The organism is Dolichospermum sp. DET69 (assembly GCA_017355425.1).
GTDB lineage: Bacteria > Cyanobacteriota > Cyanobacteriia > Cyanobacteriales > Nostocaceae > Dolichospermum.
Genome location: CP070233.1, coordinates 720,991 through 740,517, shown reverse-complemented (window position 1 = coordinate 740,517; position 19,527 = coordinate 720,991). Strand labels below are relative to the sequence as shown.

The 19,527-nt window shown below is 38.6% G+C and carries 14 protein-coding genes and 1 pseudogene; 11 read left to right on the top strand and 4 right to left on the bottom strand.

Translation table 11 applies throughout. The features are described 5' to 3' along the window. Nucleotides 1-217 precede the first annotated feature (217 nt). From EZY12_03580 to EZY12_03570, 3 genes are all read left to right on the top strand, one after another. Entirely contained in the window at nucleotides 218-2,776 is a 2,559-nt protein-coding gene (locus tag EZY12_03580) for a dynamin family protein (GenBank protein ID QSX68783.1), read from the top strand. 213 nt (nucleotides 2,777-2,989) lie between these two features. Further along, nucleotides 2,990-6,406, top strand: a complete 3,417-nt coding sequence (locus EZY12_03575; GenBank protein ID QSX68782.1) for a virulence factor SrfB — start codon at nucleotides 2,990-2,992, stop codon at nucleotides 6,404-6,406. Between the two features lie 115 nt (nucleotides 6,407-6,521). After that, nucleotides 6,522-7,643, top strand: a complete 1,122-nt coding sequence (locus tag EZY12_03570) for a hypothetical protein (protein QSX68781.1) — start codon at nucleotides 6,522-6,524, stop codon at nucleotides 7,641-7,643. 115 nt (nucleotides 7,644-7,758) lie between these two features. On the opposite strand, the gene EZY12_03565 is transcribed toward EZY12_03570, so the two are convergent. Beyond that, nucleotides 7,759-8,487: a cytochrome b/b6 domain-containing protein gene (locus tag EZY12_03565; GenBank protein ID QSX68780.1), complete on the bottom strand. Its 729-nt coding sequence runs from the start codon at nucleotides 8,485-8,487 to the stop codon at nucleotides 7,759-7,761. A gap of 245 nt (nucleotides 8,488-8,732) precedes the next feature. On the opposite strand from EZY12_03565, the gene EZY12_03560 reads away from it, so the two are divergent. After that, a complete protein-coding gene (locus EZY12_03560; GenBank protein QSX68779.1) occupies nucleotides 8,733-9,539 on the top strand; it encodes a DNA adenine methylase in 807 nt (268 codons plus the stop codon). A gap of 75 nt (nucleotides 9,540-9,614) precedes the next feature. Further along, nucleotides 9,615-10,655 carry an anthranilate phosphoribosyltransferase gene (gene trpD, locus EZY12_03555; protein QSX68778.1) on the top strand — a complete coding sequence of 347 codons (1,041 nt, stop codon included), beginning with the start codon at nucleotides 9,615-9,617 and terminating at the stop codon, nucleotides 10,653-10,655. Here trpD and EZY12_03550 read toward each other — a convergent pair. After that, the gene (locus tag EZY12_03550; protein QSX68777.1) at nucleotides 10,585-11,637 is read right to left on the bottom strand and encodes a retroviral-like aspartic protease family protein; all 1,053 of its coding nucleotides are present in this window, start codon (nucleotides 11,635-11,637) and stop codon (nucleotides 10,585-10,587) included. The two genes, trpD and EZY12_03550, sit on opposite strands and share 71 nt — an antisense overlap. Nucleotides 11,638-11,812: 175 nt before the next feature. On the opposite strand from EZY12_03550, the pseudogene EZY12_03545 reads away from it, so the two are divergent. The 6 genes and pseudogenes from EZY12_03545 (at nucleotide 11,813) to EZY12_03520 (ending at nucleotide 17,680) form a co-directional block, all read left to right on the top strand. Next, a pseudogene (locus tag EZY12_03545) lies at nucleotides 11,813-12,028 on the top strand (hypothetical protein). A 95-nt stretch (nucleotides 12,029-12,123) separates the two neighbouring features. Then, nucleotides 12,124-13,269: a glutamine-hydrolyzing carbamoyl-phosphate synthase small subunit gene (gene carA, locus EZY12_03540; protein ID QSX68776.1), complete on the top strand. Its 1,146-nt coding sequence runs from the start codon at nucleotides 12,124-12,126 to the stop codon at nucleotides 13,267-13,269. A gap of 268 nt (nucleotides 13,270-13,537) precedes the next feature. Continuing rightward, nucleotides 13,538-13,909: an STAS domain-containing protein gene (locus tag EZY12_03535; protein QSX70498.1), complete on the top strand. Its 372-nt coding sequence runs from the start codon at nucleotides 13,538-13,540 to the stop codon at nucleotides 13,907-13,909. Between the two features lie 1,089 nt (nucleotides 13,910-14,998). After that, nucleotides 14,999-15,478: a ribonuclease III gene (locus tag EZY12_03530; protein ID QSX68775.1), complete on the top strand. Its 480-nt coding sequence runs from the start codon at nucleotides 14,999-15,001 to the stop codon at nucleotides 15,476-15,478. 893 nt (nucleotides 15,479-16,371) lie between these two features. Beyond that, nucleotides 16,372-17,256 (top strand): 23S rRNA (guanosine(2251)-2'-O)-methyltransferase RlmB, encoded by an 885-nt coding sequence (rlmB, locus tag EZY12_03525; protein QSX70497.1) that lies wholly within the window; start codon nucleotides 16,372-16,374, stop codon nucleotides 17,254-17,256. 121 nt (nucleotides 17,257-17,377) lie between these two features. Next, on the top strand, nucleotides 17,378-17,680 hold the full coding sequence (locus EZY12_03520; protein ID QSX68774.1) for a DUF1816 domain-containing protein: 303 nt from the start codon (nucleotides 17,378-17,380) through the stop codon (nucleotides 17,678-17,680). 110 nt (nucleotides 17,681-17,790) lie between these two features. Here EZY12_03520 and EZY12_03515 read toward each other — a convergent pair whose 3' ends face one another. Together EZY12_03515 and EZY12_03510 are read right to left on the bottom strand one after the other, a co-directional pair. Then, a complete protein-coding gene (locus tag EZY12_03515; protein QSX68773.1) occupies nucleotides 17,791-18,633 on the bottom strand; it encodes an alpha/beta hydrolase in 843 nt (280 codons plus the stop codon). Between the two features lie 26 nt (nucleotides 18,634-18,659). After that, entirely contained in the window at nucleotides 18,660-19,355 is a 696-nt protein-coding gene (locus EZY12_03510) for a CAP domain-containing protein (protein ID QSX68772.1), read from the bottom strand. Nucleotides 19,356-19,527 lie beyond the last annotated feature (172 nt).

The window sequence follows — 19,527 nt, the reverse complement described above, 5'->3', positions numbered from 1 at the left end:
TGATTACTTAGTTGCAATAATGGTGGTGGTTTTGGGTTTTGTGTTATGACCCAGTAGGGGCGTATTGCTGTAGGAACGTATTGCAGTAGTAGGGGCGTATTGCAATACGCCCCTACAGTTCGCAATATTGCCCCTTTCCTGTGGCAACAATGGTGGTGGTTTTGGGTTTTGTGTTATAACCCAGTTGTGAAAATGAACTCAAACGAAAGACTACTCTATGGAACCAGATAAGCTGGCGCGATTGAAAGAGTACGGTGAATTTATCCTCCGCAAAATTGACTCAGTACCCCAACGCCCTTCCCAGGAGGAAGATTGGGTTCCCACTAGTCTGGATGATTGTTTGTTGCGGTTACGAGCAGCGGCTGAAAACACGATAAAACTGGCAACCTCACCGGTGAAAATCGGCGTAATGGGGGAATTTAGCAGCGGTAAAAGTTTGTTGCTAGGAAGTCTGATTGGTTATGCGGACGCTTTACCAGTGAGTGAAAATCCGACAACTGGTAACGTCACAGCTATTCATATTAAACCCCAAGATGGTTTTGCAACTACCCAAGTAGATAATTATACGGTGGAATATTTATCCCATGAAGGGGTGAATGAGTGCTTACACTTCATGCTGAAAGAAGCAAACCGTCGCGCTACGTCTGCTGGGGTGACACCTTTACAAGTTGCAAAAATTAAAACTGGTAAAGATATCAGTATTTGGTGTGAGGAAGTTTGGAAAAGCTCAAATAATTTAGAGTTGCGTTATTTGGTGCGGGAGTTGTTGTCATTTTTGCGGGCTTATCAGGCTTATGGTGAGGCTTTATGCGGTCGCTTTTACCAAATTGATGCTATTACCGCCCGTGAAGGTTTACAACTGGCAGAAATGCCAATGGCGATTCAATCTCTCAAATTTGAAGATTTACCAGCAGCACCTATTCGCTTACCAAACGCGCCACAAAGATTAGGGACGCAATTATTACAAACTAGTTTTCTCTTGATTCGTCGCGTTGATATTGAAGTAAAAATATCAAGAGAAATATGGGATGTGACAGGTGCAGAAGAATTTGTCCTGTTAGATTTTCCCGGTTTGGGTGCGGCTAATTCTGGAACTAGAGATACATTTTTATCATTGCGAGAATTGACACAGGTACAGACAATTCTAGTCTTACTTAATGGTAAATCGCCAGGGAGCGATCGCGCCAATAAAATTTTCACAATGATGCAGCAACAACGCCCCGGACAAGACCTAAAAGATTTAATTCTCGTAGGTGTGGGACGTTTTGATCAACTACCTTTAGAAAGTGAAGGTGGGGAAAGGGAACTAGATTTATTAATTAATAATCAATCTAATTTTCAACCTTTACAAACAAATATAGTTTTCCAAAAATTGAAAGTTCTCAAAACCATTATTGATGGGGCTGAAGCATTCACTTCTCAAAAAGACAGAATTGTTTTATTATCACCTCTGTTAGGATTAGCTGAATTAGCTAAACGTTCTAGTCAAGTGAAAGCTGGTTCTGAGGAATTTCTCGCCAATTTAGATTATCCTGATTATCTAGAAAGACCAAAAAAACTACAACAGAAATGGGGTGATTTAAGCGAGGGTTTATTATCAGTAGATGGACGGAATCAGTTAGGAAAACAATTAGGTTATTTTGCTCAAGATGGCGGTATTAGTAAATTAAGAGAATTGATTCAAACTCATGTTGCTAATCACGGCTTAAAGCAATTGTATGAAGATAGCCGTCGGGCTGCTGATGTTATTCGTCAACAACAAGAATATCTCAACGAGATTATTGCCGAAATTCATGAACAAGGCATACCCACAGTTGATACTCCGGCGTTAATGGAATTGAGATTAGCCATAGAAAGTTTAGATAAAATCTACAGAAACTTCCAAAAAGGTTTAGGGAAAGAACAACTAAAAGATCGGAGAGGAATTGTAGTTAGTGATGTCATTAAAGATGAACTAACATTGAGAATTTTGAATTGGAGTCAATGGACATTACTATTTAATAAAGTCCAAAATGGCACAATTACCTTAGCAGAATTTAAAGGTGCAGCCGGGAAATTATTTGATAGAGGAAATCGGGTAAATACCGCTCTACCAACTAAGAGTGATGACTTTTATCCAGCCTTTGAGAAAACAGTCAAAGAATTGGAAACCTTTGCCAGCGATCGCATTCGTCAAGCCGTGATAGACTTATTAAGCTCAATGGCACATCAAATCACCTTAGAACGGGAAAAACTGCAAGCCATTCTTCAGCCAGAAATGGAACAAGAAATTGAAGAAAAATTTGGACTTGAAGAAGCCGACTTATTTTATAAACTGTTATTAGGATGTGATCCTCGTCAGTGGAAAGAAGCCATAATTGCCGAAATCAATAACCATGATCAAAGTATCAAACCAGAAGGTATTTTTCCCTTAGCTAAACAAGATGAAAAACATAGTGTAGGGCAAATTTTTGATTGGTCTCCCGAAAGAAATCAAAACCCATCTAGAAGTGTGAATCATCAACTTTTCGTCCTCCGACTGCGAGATGAAATTACCGCTAGTGCTAGTCTTCACCTTGTCCAGTATGTAAATGAAAGCAATCAGCAAGTAAATATAGAAATCAATGGAATTTTAGATCAAATAATTCCCAGTTTACAAAACCTTGCAAAAAAAGAAACACTACTCAGATATATTGCTGCTAGAGATTCACAAGCTGAACTAGCCATTCCTGCTTGGTTAGAAATTTTAACCGATATTGCCACAATTAATGAAGCCGAACTATTCAGCCATATTTAATTGGTAGTTTCTTCCTTCTTCTTTCTTCCTTCGTGTCCTTCGTCCCTATATCCCTCCGGTCCCGTCAGGGATACGTGGTTCATTTAATCCATATTTTTCCAGGAAGAGAGAAAACATTTAGTTATCAAACAATTTTGAATCAACTCCATAAATAAATATTAGGGAAATGCACTATCAATGAATTATTAATCAACAAAAAAAGGAACATCAAAAATGCCTGTGGAAATTCAGCTTTTACCTAGCTTTAAATTAGGTATGAAAGAAAACACACAGTTGCATCTACCCACCATTCAAATTGTCCCTATTAACAGCAACATTCCCCATATTTCTCGGATTACCTGCATAGTTAGAGGTACACCATATCAATTATCAGCACAAATTCAAAGCAGTTATAGACAACTTGACTCAGCCACACCCAAAAAAATTTCTACTATTTGTCAATTAGGACAAAATCCCTGTCAGTTAGATTCACCTTTAATTACAATAGTTGATTGTACTTTAAAAGTAATTGTCGAATATTTTGACTCTGACGCTGTGGGAAAGCCAAATTTGTCTATATCTAATCATGTATGTGCTGAATGTGATCTTTGGTTTATACCTAATTTAGAAAAACCATCAAAGTCATCTACAAAAAATCATACAACTATGGAAAGTTCACGATTTGACACCTATCTGCATAATTTAAGTCAACAACTCAGTGAAAAACTCAACGAAAAACAAAGAAAAAGATTTCCTGGTTGGTTAGCTTTAGATTTTGGTACTTCTAACTCTACAGTGACACTTTTTGATCCCATTGAAGTCCCCATTGCCGAAGTTTTACCCAGAGAACAAGAATTGAGATTAAGAGAACGCATGGCTGAATGGTTCAATTCAGTCCCAGATTTAGCCTTACCAGATGTTAGTGGTAGTGAGTGGGAAAAATTTCTGGCTGATATTAGCAAAAACTTAGAAATAGAATCAGAACAATTAAGTGAAATTTTTGAAAGTGATAACAAAGAATTATTTTTAGAAGCAATTCGGCAAATTGAATTATGTTTAGGAACAAGTGATAGATTTCGGCGGGCTGTTAGCAAAAAACTTTATGCTATATATCATGAAGTGTTTCGCGTTCCCACATTAGAATCACAAAATTTAATTCCCGTAGTTTTAGATATTGACAGACGCAGTACAGAAATTCCCAGCGAAATGGAAGTATCGCAATTAATCCCATTAAAACTCCGCATGGGTAGAGATGCCAGAGATAATAGAAAAAAAGCCATAGCCCAAGGAACAACTGTTTCTGTCAAAGAAATTATTAGCAGATTTCACCATTCACCCAAACGCTATTTTGGACAAAATCGCTCTTTCCCCATTATCTTAGAAGAAGATGAAGAAAACATTCAAGTTAATAGCCTAATTCAAGCAGCTTGGGCGCAATTAATTGAATTAACAGAAGATTATCGTCAACGGGGTAGACGCAGATTTTCTGAAGGCGATTTTCTCACAGCAGTTGTTACCTATCCCACTGTTGCCCCTCCTGTAGTGAGAAAAGAAATTAAGAAATTAGTCCAGGAATTAGGAATTGATGATGTGCAAACAGCCTATGACGAAGCTGTTTCTGTAGCGATATTTTTCCTTTGGCGAGAATTTGGCGGTAATCTCAATATCGGTATTGAATCTTTTAAAACTCGCTGTCATCAAAATGGGAACAAATGGTCACAAAATGTCCTTGTTTTAGATATTGGTGGAGGCACAACTGACTTAGCTTTAATTGAACTCACCCTAGAAGATAAGACTCCTTTCTTTGCAGACAATGAAGATAGAGGACTAGGAGGACGTTACTATAAACTTACTCCCAAGCTATTAGGTTCTTCTGGACATTTACAATTAGGTGGAGAATTAATTACTTTACGAATTTTCCGCCTTTTGAAAGTTGCTATTTCTGATTTTCTCCTCACCGCAGTAACTACAGGTGACATCGAAAGCGACAAGTTAGAAGACTTAATTAACTCTGAATTAAATGACCGTTTTTTAGAAGATGGGAAATTTAAAACTGGTAGTTTGTTAAAATGTATAGATAAAGAAAATCCCGAAGGTGATGTTGCCTTTAAAGATGCCCTAGATACGGCCGAAAAAGTATTACCAACCCGTTGGCAACAAGCAACCCAACGCCTGCAAACCTTTTACACATTGTGGGATCATGCTGAAGCCGCTAAACTCAAATTAGGACAAAAACCACCCACAGATGGTTCTTTATTAACCTTCACTTTAAACGAACAACAAATTGGCGAACTGCTGTCCCAAAGTTCTGTTAAATTTCAAGTGAGAAGTTCTGAATCTATTTCTATAACCTTAGATAATGAGCAATTTGACCGGGCTGCTATGTCTTCTATTAAAGAAGCAATTGGTATTGCTAAAGGCTTAATGGAAAGCCGTCTAAGTTCAGAACCTAATCAAAAAGTAGATTGGTTAATTCTTTCTGGCAAAACTTGTAGTCTTGATCTTGTTCAACAACAAATTTACGAAGAATTTAGTCAATCACCCTATTTTGTTTGGAATCCAGAACGAATTACTTTTGTTTTAGAATTTACCAAACTTGCTACTTCCGCAGGTGCTTGTTATGCTGAAAAACTGCGTCGCTTTCGATTTGATCCGGAAGAATCTAAAAATCTGTTACGCAAAGGTGCAAATCAATTAGAAATTGATGTCAAAAACCTGTTTTATTATCTTCCTTGTAACTTCAAACGCAAAACCCAAAGTAACGAACCCTTAGCCATTTTTAATGCAGGACAAGAATTATATCAACTTGCACCTTGGGATACTGTGGCTAAAGTGCGGACACCTTGGCAGGGAATACAATTAACTAATATTATCCATCGTCAAGATTACGAAAACGGTACTTTTCGCCTGTGGGGGAGTTTTGATGGTAAAATCTTGATGGATAAATTGGGCATGGAAGAACAGGAATTTCTCAAAAAAATTAAGGTTCAATTTGAGATTGATCAAGCTTTACAATTTAGTGTTTTACTATGTCGAGGTAATCCCCATTATTTAATAGATGTAACTGGTATTGATGTGAATTTAGTTGTATCTAAATCTGCTGAAAATACCTTGTTTACTGATGGCAATTTAAAATGGAATATTGCTATAGAAAACCATCAACACAACTTAAATGATGGTGATATTGCTGTGAATGTTTTAGAGTCAGCAACAGTTGATCAACCTCATGCTTATCATTTAGTATTTGCAGTTGATAATAATGATGATAGTAAATTAATAGAAACATTTCATTATTTACAGGATGGTGTGAAGCAACCAGGAACAGGATTAATTAGTAAATCATTGCCACCATTTCCCCAAAGTGGTCAACATACCTTCTATATTTATCAAACTGATAATGAAACCAATACTAAAAAATGGATTCGGATTGGTACACTCAGCAGACCGGATATTATCACAGATTATCCTTGTCAATATCATGTAACTCTTGATAATACAGGAATATTAAGAATGCACGCTGGTGCAGTTCCTTATTGGAAATCTAATAATCAAGAATGTCTGCAAGAGGAAGGATGTGTTTATCAAGCAGAATTGGAATTACAACCCAATGAAGTTGATAAAGAACGTGATCCATTTTCTGGTATTCATTAGCTTTAATTCCGTAAGTTGGGTTGACGGAAGGAAACCCAACATTATTAATTCTTGTGTTGAGTTGCGCTGTCGCTTAATCCAACCTACTTTTTTCTATTTTCATCCTCACAAAATCATGCAGCACTTACATAAATTACTAACCATAGAAAACTCAGAATTAGCTAAAATATTACGATTTAATTTATATGGATTAGCTGCAACTTTAACAAAAGCCAATCAAGAATACCCATTTGATCCTGGATTTAATTTATGTGCAGAACTTCTACAAGAACTTGATCAAATATTACAACCACCATCCCCAGATCCCCGACTTCTTCAGGAAGTCGGGGATCTAAAACAACCTAAATTAACAAATGAATTAAAATTATTAAAATTAAAAGAAGCTTTTAATTGCGATTCTGAATTAAATTGTTATTTAGGTAATTCTCATATCCAAAGTCAAACTGATGCGGAAATATGGAATGAAATTCAGAGGAAATTATTACGCGTTCCCGAAGATTTAGCTACATCTTGGCGACAAAAGGCTTTAAAATTGGCAGAGGAAGTAGGCGCAGTTGTAGATAATAGAAATCTGGATAAATTACCATTTGTGCGGGATGAAATTATTTATCCGGGGTTGAGTGGTACAGTTAAAGCAAAAGGACTATGTTTATCTCAAAAAGCCCTGGTAAATTCAGAAATTGCCCAAAATAATTTATCAGAAAACCTACATTTAATCGCCGGCTTTTTACTTTTATATATTAAATTTATGGAAATAGATCCAGATCTACATCATGCTTTAAAAAGTGTTTTTAGCTTTGATATTGTTTCTTTATATTCCAAATTAGAACAACGTCATCAATATATTGATGCATTAAGCGATCGCTTTCACCGAACTCAAAAATCCGAGGAAAATACTGATGTAATTGTTAACTTATGTGCTTGGATTGACATGGATGAAGCCATCCATTCTCTAGTATTTATCCCCCCTGCTGAACGTTATTCTTGGTGGGGAAAATTACAAAAAGAATCTCGTATTATGCTGAGAAAAGCTGCTGACAAAGCTGTCAAAGCAGGGAATAAAGTCCGACTTAAACAGTTATCAGGACTGTATGCTGATGTTTGTGAATTTTCTAAAGATGACTTGCAATTAGATTGTGGTGGTAATCCCGGAGAAGTATTAACTTGTTTGCGAGTGTTTGCCAAAATTAATCAGCAAAATTATCCAGGAAGGGTAATATTTCGGACATTAAGATAAGTGCTAGATATTTTTTTGTTTTCTCAAAAGTTAAATTTTTTAGTGCCGCTTTAGAGGCTGTTTTAAAAGTTTTGGGCTAATATATATAGAGCCTATAGCTATTTTATTTTTAAATTTATGATTGATTCTCAGAAAGAAATAAAGGTAAAATAAATGCAGCAATAATTCCAGCTAATACAATTACCTCAATTATTTTCAACAATAAACTACCCGCCATAAATTGATTAATTTCTCCCTGAATATTATCGTAAAAATTACTTAACCAACCACATAAACGACTATACCAGCTAAGAGGATTATCTTCTGCACGGACTTTCCAAGACAATATTGATAGTAATAATGGCACACCACCAACTTTAGCCGACATTAAAACATGAATTGCTAAAAAACAAATCATGATTAGCCAAGCTATCAAGTGAACATAATACCAAATATGATCAAATTCTCCTGTAGGTAGCCATTCTTCTTTCATCATTCTGCCAGATATTACTGCTAAAACAGCAGCAAACAACATTTTAGTATTTACTAAACGTTGCAAACTTACCCACCAAATTGGTTTACCAAATTGAGTAAGTTTTTGGATAGAGTCTGGTTGTAATAGCCGTTTTTTCCCAGCATGAAAACTATAAACAGCAAAAAATGGCAGTAAAATCAAGAAAAATACCCCAAATGTCCCGTGAATATCCTGTATGGGATTGATTTTGGGAATTGGGATATATCCAAATCTTTTATCAAAAGTATTGTAAACTAAGAATCCGCTAATGATTGCCCCAATTACTAAAATTCCAGTTACACCATGTAGGATTCGGAATATCAAGGGTTGATAAGGTGCAGAACGAGTCATAATCTGATTTGTTAAGTTTTTAAGAGGGCTAATTTTGCTGTAGATATTAAAAGATAAAACTTATATTATCATTTCTGTAACTAAGAGGATGTTTGAAAAGTATCAGAATTAATCGAGATCCCCCCAACCCCCCTTAAAAAGGGGGGCTAAATTCCTCAAAGTCCCCCTTTTTAAGGGGGATTTAGGGGGATCTGCGGGTGTTAGATACCACACGAAAAAGTTTTCAAACAACCTCTAAGAATAAAATGAATATCAAAAGTCCTCTCCGTTATCCCGGTGGTAAATCAAGAGCAATAAAGCAAATATCTCAATATCTACCAAAAAAGTTTTCCGAATTCCGAGAACCCTTTGTTGGTGGTGGTTCTGTCTTTATTCACCTGAAACAAACATTCCCAGATTTAAAGATTGCTATTAACGATTTAAACCCAGAATTATTTCTATTTTGGTATTTTGCACAATCTGATTTATCAAAATTAGTTTCCGAAGTTCGTCAAATTAAAGAAAATTCCCAAGACGGAAAATTACTCTTTACCGAATTAGCTAATATTGATGTTAACACCTTATCAGAATTAGAAAGAGCAGTGCGCTTTTTTGTTCTCAACAGAATTACATTTTCAGGAACAATAGAATCAGGTGGATTTTCCCTAGAATCTTTTCATAAAAGATTTACAATTTCATCCATAGATAGACTGGAAAAATTAGAAACCATACTAACAGAAGATATCAAAATTACTAACTTAGATTACAGCCATCTTATTAATGAACCAGGAGAAAATGTATTTATATTTTTAGATCCTCCATACTTCAAAGCTGAAAAATCTAAATTATATGGTAAAAAAGGAGATTTGCACACAGGATTTAATCATCAAAAATTTGCAGAAATATTAAAACAATGTCCCCATAATTGGTTAATTACTTATGATGATTCCCCGGAAATTAGAGAAAACTTTGAATGGGCAAATATTATTAGTTGGGAATTACAATATGGCATGAACAACTATAAACAAAAAACAGCCGAAAAAGGAAAAGAACTATTTATTAGTAATTTCTAGATCCCCGACTTCTTTAAGAAGTCGGGGATCTGATTTAATGTTATTCTTTAATCCAGTGTTATCAAAAACCCAAAAATGGATTCTACCACCTGGTCTAACTTACTCAAACAATTATTAGAAAAGCAATCATTAACCCGCATCCAAGCAGCCGAATTGATGCAAGGATGGATCAATGAAACGATTCCCCCAGAACTGTCAGGGGCAATTTTAATGGCTTTGAACTTCAAAGGCATTTGTGCTGAAGAATTGGCGGGAATGGCACAAGTATTAAAATCTCTGTCTTCTCTACCCATAAACAAGGGCGGGGAAACCCTACGGTTAATTGATACTTGTGGTACAGGTGGTGATGGAGCATCAACCTTTAATATTTCTACCGCTGTAGCCTTTGTGGTGGCTGCTGCTGGTGTACCTGTAGCTAAACATGGTAGTCGTTCTGCCTCCAGTCTCACGGGAAGCGCTGATGTTTTAGAAGCATTGGGAGTTAATTTGACTGCGGCCAGTGAAAAAGTCCAAGCCGCAGTCCAAGAGGTAGGAATTACATTTTTATTTGCCCCTGGTTGGCATCCCGCGCTTAAATCTGTTGCGCCATTACGGCGAAATCTCAAAGTGCGGACAGTGTTTAATTTACTCGGTCCTTTGGTAAATCCCCTGAATCCCACTGGTCAGGTAATTGGTGTATTTGATCGTAAACTGATAGAGACAATGGCAGAAGCATTAAATCTTTTGGGGACACAAACAGCAATTGTTCTCCATGGTAGAGAAAAATTAGATGAAGCTGGTTTAAGCAATATTACCGATGTGGCAATCTTAAAGGATGGTAATGTATACTTATCTATTGTTAATCCCGAAGAAGTAGGTGTGACACCCGCGCCTATTACCGCTGTCAAAGGTGGCAATGTTCAAGAAAATGCGGTTATTCTCCAAAACGTTTTACAAGGAAAAGGAACACAAGCGCAACAGGATATAGTCGCGCTAAATACTTCTTTAGCATTGCAAGTAGCAGGTGTAATTCCCTGGTTAAATCATGCTCAAGGGGTGACTTTAGCTAAAGAAATTTTACAAAGCGGTAGTCCCTGGACAAAGTTGGCACATTTAATTGAATTTTTGAAGGATTAGCCTCTGAGTAGGCTTGGGGACGAAATTCGACAACATTACGTTTGATAGTTACATCGTAGTTACCAAAAAAGTCATGTCCTAAAAGTCCTGTTTCTAATTCTGTCCCAGCGATCGCTACTGGAACTTTATTGACTCTCATCCCCCCGGCTTCCATGGAATCAAGATAGCCAACGGGAAATTCCACAGCTTTAGCACTAGCCGTATTAGCTTTAGCTTTTCCTACTGTTACTACTCCTAAAGCCGCTGCTATCTTTTGGGTAATTACAGTCCCACTAGCACCTGTATCTACAATCATCTCAAATCGCTGTGTACCATTGAAGGTAACTTCAATAATCGGTGTACCACCAATTCGCCGCTTAATTGGGGCAATAAATACCTCATTATTGCGGGTGAGAATGGTTGATGACGGGAAACTAGGCTTAGATAACAATGGTTTGAGGGCTTTAACGGTTGGACTGGGGGGAACTATCACAGTAGTCTGTGATTTGGGAACATCAATTATCACCGGTTGCTGTTGGGTGCGGTCAGATGCTAAATTGCTGGGGCGAGATTTTTGGCGAGCTAAGGCAATTTGACGACGATATTCAACGATTTGGCGTTGAGCAAAGGAAAAATTACCACTATTGCGCCGAACTTTCTTCATCAGAGCGATCGCCTCTTGCAACTGACTGACCACCAAATTCCAATCATCTACAGATACAGCGGATTGGCTGATACTTTTAGCACCAGCAGCTTGATCTAGTGCCATTTCCAAAGCACTTAATTGGGTGGGAGAAGATGCTCCTGGCGTTGATTTTGGACTAGCTAACAGTTGTTTACGTTGACCGGGAGAACGGATTGCTGCCAAACTTCCAGTTGACAAAGATTGTTGAGATTCACCAGTTGTTCTTGAATGCTGATCTTGATCACAAGCAACAGTCAAAACCGCTAAACTAACGGAACAAAAAATGAGGGCTGTTCGGGACAAAAAAGACTGAAGCATAGTGAATGTTTTAACCGCCCTGGCTGCTCCTCCCAAGTGTACTCCTCCCACCCAAGGAAAAATGCTTGACTATTGAATCATTTCAAAATTAAAGTTTTGATTGGTAATCTCTAGTAATTTTATATACATATATAGGGCTTGCTGAATAAAGCAAAAGAGTTGATAGATAAAGGTTGAATTTAGAAAAATTCGGTTTTTGATGCCGGAACCTCAAGGTGCTTCTCGTAGGGGCCGATTTATGTATGTTGTTCATCAAGCTTCTTGCTCTGTTTATCCTATATGGGTTTATACCCACGAAGAATACCCTAAAAGACCTAGCGATCAGGATTTAAAAGAGCAACTGGCAATTATAGAAATGAATATTGTGGATATAGAGTCTCCACCTTCATAAACCATGAGAAAATATCCTTTTGTAGTCTTATAAAGAACTAAATTTAAATTATAGAAGAGATAAAACGCTCTTCTTGCCCCATTCCCCAATTACCTATGCCCCTATCTGACGCAATACCCGCTCTACTTGTCTTAGCAGACGGCTCTACTTATCGTGGTTGGTCTTTCGGTGCTACAGGAACCGCAATTGGCGAAATCGTGTTTAACACTGGCATGACCGGATATCAAGAAGTGTTAACAGATCCTAGTTACTGCGGTCAAATCGTTATTTTTACCTATCCAGAATTAGGTAACACTGGCATTAATCCCGAAGATGAAGAATCAAATCAACCCCATGTTCAGGGAGCGATCGCTCGTAACATCTGTCACAAACCTAGCAACTGGCGTTCTACCCAATCCCTCCCCAACTACCTGCAACAGCACCAAATACCCGGTATCTATGGCATAGATACCCGCGCCCTCACCCGGAAAATTCGGACGTTTGGGGCGATGAATGGGGGCATTTCCACAGCAATTCTCGACGAAACAGAATTGTTAGAAATGGTACAAGCTGCTCCCAACATGACCGGATTAAATCTAGTTAAAGAAGTCACCACACCCACCGTTTATGAATGGCTTGAACCCACAACCACCCCTTGGGAATTCAACCCCGAAGCCGTAGCCAAGATTAGTGAAACCTTCACCGTCGTCGCTTTAGACTTTGGCATCAAGCGGAATATCTTGCGTCGTCTAGCCAGTTATGGTTGTCGCGTCATAGTTGTTCCTGCCGATACACAACCAGAAGAAATTCTCAAATACAATCCAGATGGTATTTTCCTCTCCAACGGACCAGGAGACCCAGCCGCAGTCACAGAAGGTATCAACACCACCAGAGCCTTGCTGGACAGCCAAAAACCCATGTTTGGCATTTGCATGGGACACCAAATTTTAGGTCATGCTCTTGGAGCAGAGACATTTAAACTAAAATTTGGACATCGGGGTTTAAATCAACCTGCTGGCTTACAAACAAGAGTGGAAATTACCAGCCAAAATCACAGTTTTGCCCTTGACCCAAACTCCTTACCCACAGCCACAGTTGAGGTCAGCCATTTGAACCTCAATGATCTGACAGTAGCTGGAGTCCGTCACAAGTCCCTACCTGTGTTTTCTGTTCAGTATCACCCAGAGGCAAGTCCTGGACCACACGATGCTGATTACTTGTTTGAGCAATTTGTCCTCAAAATGCAAGCAGCACGGCAATAAATTTGGGATTTTGGATTGCCGATTTTGGATTTTGACGTTAGCGAAGCGTACGCAGCGCAGCGAGTATTTTTCCGTCAGTAGAGGACACAGACCTGTACCAGATTTTTTTAATCTAAAATCTAAAATCTAAAATCTAAAATCTAAAATTCCCAGGTCGTGATGGTCATTGGTAATTAGTAAAAATTTTTGCCCGCCTCCAACATAGACAAATTGCTCAAAAATCATCTACACTAGAACGTTTACTTTTAGTAAAAAGAACGAGGAGGAGATCATAGCTGAACCACTAAATCTAACCGTGAGCCTGAGAGGTACACGCGAAGTCCGGGATACCTGTCAGCTATTCCGCCTCACAGGCTTATTAGACGCTTTTTCTGAGCCAACATTTCGTAAAGTCCTCGGCAGCAAAATTGAGGAAGGTCCGAAAAACATTATTTTGGATCTTTCACAAATAGACTTTGTGGATAGTTCTGGCTTGGGTGCGCTGGTACAACTGGCAAAGCAGGCGCAAACCGCTGAAGGCACTTTACAAATTGTTTCCAATCCCCGCGTCACACAAACTGTTAAGCTTGTTCGCTTAGAAAAGTTTCTCTCCCTACAAGTTTCAGTTGATGCAGCTCTAGGAAACGTCAAAGCACCTTGATTGCTTGACTGGAAAATCTAAATTAGGCTATCCGATGTTATGTCTGGATAGCTTAATTTTTAGAACCAAAATCCAAAAATAGTTCTATAGTAAAAATCTATCTTTTGGCCATAGAGTAACAACGCCTCATTTGATGTACTATGTTAAAAGTCAAATATTAATTGAGAATTTTTAATTTAAGGGGATGTAGAAACCCCATCTTCAACGAAGTAAGATGGGGTAGTTCATGATAGCCTACTTATACCAACCGAAAATATTACTCAGCATCATCAGACCTCGCGGTAAGTGGGAAACGAGCGCGTCTTTAAACATGACAGCGTTGCGGCACCTAGCAAGATCCCGAAGAGTGGGATTTTAATCGCCGTGGTCTTTGTCTTTGTGTTATCTTGAGAAAAAGTAAGCACAATGCTTTAAGCGGAGTGTCTAGTGGTTGTTTGGCTCAACCTTTACGAGTGAAAATCTCTTAAGAATCTCAGTGTCTCTAGACGGTTAGAGTGTCAACCTGAGTTATATTACAGTATTACCCGGTAAGCGTAAAGCTCAGTCACAAAGCGTGCTGAGATATAAGCGACACGGGCGAAAATATTTAGCCATAACTCATTAACTGGGCAACAGTAGATGTGATAGGATGTAGATGATTATATAATTTAAGTATAACTAAACGACGTAAAAACTTAACTTATTTGGTTGAGTGCGTAGTCATACCTAACAGTATTGCAGTTTAGGAAAGCTAAATTTGGTCAAAAATGAAATGCAAAAATCGAAAATCGAGTCCGGTAGGGCATATCGGAATTAACGCTTTAGGAGAATCGACCTCTGTTTTTGTTGGAGTAATCCAGCAATTGTAAGTTGGCTCGTTGATTAAAGAATCTCAGTCACTTTAGTGACTGAGAGTGTCAATAGTTTAGAATAGGCTAGTGCCGCAGGACGAAATTAAAAAAGCAGACTATACAGACTTTTTAGATGTTTTTGATGATTGGCTGATTTCCGTCATTGTGTACTAAGTAAGCGAACATTACTTTTGTAACCAGAGTAGTGTTCACGAAAATTGTCTCCCGATGTAATGCTTTTTTAAGGAATGATTAATCTGTGAAGTCGAAGGAGGAAACAGTCCAACAGGAAGACGATGAAACTGCTACACAGCATTCATCAGATATTGACCCATTGTTAGTAAATGCGACGCAACTGCTTCAGCAAATATCCCCAGCCCAAATAAAACAGATATCTCCTTCAGCCTTAGCTTATTTGGGGGATGCAATTTATGAATTGTATGTTAGAATGTTCTATCTGTGGCCACAACAGCGATTGGACGATTACCATCGTTCCGTAGTGGATCAGGTAAGAGCAGAAACACAAGCGCTACATTTGCGAATGTTAACTCCTTACTTGAGGAGTAACGAATTAGAAATTGTTCGCAGAGGTCGTAACTCTGCAAAAAGTCGTCATAAACGACTGAATCCCGAAATTTATCAACAGGCAACTAGTTTAGAAACCTTAGTTGGCTACTTATATCTTACTGATTACCCCCGTTTAACCGAGTTATTACAAAAACTTCCTCTAGAGAAATAGTAAGAAGCTACATCTGGCGATTGTTACTGATTTGTAATGGTTCATTAAATTAATGTCATCGGGCTGTTCACTCATTTAAATCAAATCTCAATACTGTTATGGCAAGTCAACCCAAAAAAAGTAATTCTGCCGGCGAACCAAAACGTGGTCAACCCGTAAAAATCAAGGGTAAGCGCGTTGTTACTCAATCTGTGCGTAATCAAGGCAAAAGCGAAGATAAGCCCCGTCCAGCTCGTAAATCTTCTGAACAATATCCAGAAATTAGAGCAGACAGAGAAGGTAAATCCTATTCTGCTAAACCCCGTCCAGCTCGTAAATCTTCTGAACAATATCCAGAAATTAGAGCAGACAGAGAAGGTAAATCCTATTCTGCTAAACCCCGGTCATCTCGCTACTCTTCTGAACAATCTCCACAAATTAGAGTAGACAGAGAAGGTAAATCCTATTCTGCTAAACCCCGGTCATCTCGCTACGGTTCTGAACAATCTCCACCAGAAATTAGACCAGACAGAGAAGGTAAATCCTATTCTGCTAAACCCCGGTCATCTCGCTACGGTTCTGAACAATCTCCACCAGAAATTAGACCAGACAGAGAAAGTAAATCCTATTCTGCTAAACCCCGGTCATCTCGCTACGGTTCTGAACAATCTCCACCAGAAATTAGACCAGACAGAGAAAGTAAATCCTATTCTGCTAAACCCCGGTCATCTCGCTACTCTTCTGAACAATCCCCACAAATTAGAGTAGATAGAGAAAGTAAATCTTTTTCTGTGAAACCACGCTCACCTCGCTACGCTGCTGAGAAATCCTCAGACATTATATTAGCAACTGAAGGTAAATCTTTTTCTGTGAAACCACGCTCATCTCGCTACGCTTCTGAACAATCCTCAGACATGACATTAGCAACTCAAGATAATTCCAATTCCTTCACTGCTGCTAGATACCGTCCCTCTTACCAATCTCCTCTGCAACTTCCAGAAATTACATCCACAGAAGAGACTGATCTGATCTACGGTCGTCATCCAGTTTTGACAGCGTTGGAAAATGAACGGAGTATCAACCGTCTTTGGATTACTACCCGTCTTCGTTATGATCCCAGATTTCATCATTTAATTTTGCAAGCCAAAGATAATGGCGCAGTGATTGATGAAGTTGAACCCATGCGATTAGACCAAATTACTGGTCGGGCTAATCACCAAGGGATAGCGGCTCAAATTGCTCCTTATTCTTATATTGAATTAGAAGATCTAATTACTCAGGCTAAATCTGTTACTGATCCTGTAATTGTAGTTGCTGATGGTATTACTGATCCCCATAATTTAGGGGCAATTATTCGCACGGCGGAAGCTATTGGCGCTCACGGTTTGGTGATTCCTCAAAGAAGAGCAGCGGGAATTACTTCCACAGTGGTGAAAGTGGCAGCAGGTGCATTAGAAACCTTCCCTGTCTCTAGAGTTGTCAATATTGGTCGCGCTTTAGAACAGTTAAAAGAAGAAGGTTTTTGGATTTACGGAACTGCGGTTACAGGTAGCGAACCCTTACAAAACGTTAAGTTTAGCGGACCTGTGGTTTTAGTAGTGGGTGGTGAAGGCGAAGGTCTGGGGATGTTGACACAACGTTCTTGTGATGTTTTGGTATCTATTCCTTTACAGGGTAAGACTCCTAGCCTCAATGCTTCTGTGGCAACTGGTATGGCACTTTACGAAATTTATCGTCAAAAATCGCAGAATACACTGTATCTTGATAAACTACAGACAAGTGCTTTGAAAAAACAATAGTACAAAAACTGATTTTGTGGATTATTTGTCCCCGAAATCAGTAACTATAAACAAGTGCAAAAGACAAGAAATTAAGCTATTCTCACGCACTTAGTCACACGTTTATAAATCGGCGAAAACCATGAAAACGATTTGGCATAACTTCCAAGAGAGGTTGATTAATACATTCAATGGACTTGGCCTGGCTTGGTGGGTAGAAATTGTTACACAAAATCCTAGCTGTACATACTACTTTGGTCCATTTTTAAGTTCTGAGGCAGCAAATAAAGCCAGCAATGGCTATATAGAAGATTTGGAAATTGAAGGAGCGCAGGGAATTATAGTGAATATCAAACGCTGTAAGCCTAGTGTTCTAACAATTGCTGAAGATTTGGGGGAATGGATTGACCGTAAAGTAAAGCCTGTCTTTAGCGGTCAAATTTAATCTAATTTTAGCAATTTCATAGGCTGTTATCGTTCCTGGGCTAATCCTGGGAACGAGTTAAGAATTTAGAATTTACAGGCTTTTCAGATATTTTTAATGGTTGTACTTATTTAAACTTTTATTACTTGAGGGTTAGTTGCTAACCAAATGTCAATATCTTCTAATAATTGTTGGGGTATTTCCCAAGGAAAGAGGTGGGCAGTATTGGGGTAACATTGCCATTGAGAGTTTTGTAGGTGTCGGGCTGTTTCTTGACTGGCATCAGCGGTAATGTGACGGTCTTGTTCACCAGCAAGCACTAAGCTAGGACATTGGATTTGCCCAAGGTCGGGGGTGCGGTTATAACCTGCTCTAATGGCACTGTAGAGAGCGTTAGTAGCTGCTGAGGATGTTTGTAAGTAGGCCGGTAAGGCATCCCTAGCTATGTAACTGTAGGCTGTGGCTGTGTGTTGTTGAATTAAGTACCGAAAGAGCGATCGCTTGCCGAAAGTATCAATATTCCATTGCCAACCGGGTTTTATATAGTTCAATATACCAGCAATGCCTGTATAAATATTATCTTGCCAAGAAATACGGGGATGATTACCCCAAGGTCTAGCGGCTGTAGCTACTAGAATCAGTCCTGTGATTCGTTGCGGTAGACGCATTGCCAGTTCCATGGCTAAAATGCCTCCTAGCGACCATCCCAATACTAAACATTTCTCTATTTTTAATTGGTCTAATAGAGCTTCTAAGTCGTCTAAATGGTCTTGCATCTCAAATTTGCTCTGAAACCGACTTTTGCCATATCCGCGTAAATCTGGGGCAATGGTTTGATAGGATTTTGATAAATGATTGGTAAAAATAGAGAGGCTATGTCCAGAACCAGGATGACCATGTAAACCAAGAATGGGAAATCCTTGACCTTGGATGTAGAAATTAAGTGGTACAGATCCAGATATGCGATAGCTCATAAATCTCTATTTTAATCCTGTAAGTTCTATTTTTCGATATAACCGCCAGCGTAAGTAATCACACAGATAGTTCTGTAGGATTTGTGAGAACCGTAAGCAACACCGGTTACCTGAAAAGAACGGTTAAAGATATTTGTCCGATGTCCACGGTTGGGGACACCATCATCAATAATTAATTGCATGACAATATCTTGGGCTGTATTTGGTCCATAACTGATGTTTTCTCCTGCGGTAGTTTGCCATTTACCATAACGACTGATACGGGTGTCAGGTCTGCTACCATCACTACCATCATGGCCTGTTGCCCCCTTTGGTCCTTGGTCTTTAACATGATCTCTCGCACCTAAAGACAATCCTTTAGAGGCACGTAATGCACCGACGGGACGGACGGATTTTAAAAAAGCGATCGCTTCATTAACAGGTTTTGCCCCTTCTTGGGTGATTAAATAGGTATTATCGGAAATTTTGACTCGATTCCCCTGAAACCGCTTTCTGTAATTTTCTAAAATGGGCAAATATGATTGAGGATTTGTTCTGACTTTGTTAGTTTCAACAATTACTTGTTTTTCCAAGGTAGAGAGATAACTTTTTTGTGCTAATGAAGTTTGATTATTTTTATTAGCAATAAGTGGAACAGTAGATTCTGGAAGTTTTGGTAATTGACCAGAAAAACTAGTTGCCAGCGTAATAGGTAATAATACCAAAAATCCCAGATAACGCATTCATGACCTCGTTTTTTGGAGAATTATTGCAGTAGTGATCTCTTTGGACAACTACCTATTATCTGTTGTAATATTTCTGGCTATTAAATGTAAAGGGTTATTGTAAATAAACTGATAATTTATAAAAATAGGAATTGAGAAGTGAAAAGTTATACTCATCACCTCTCATAAG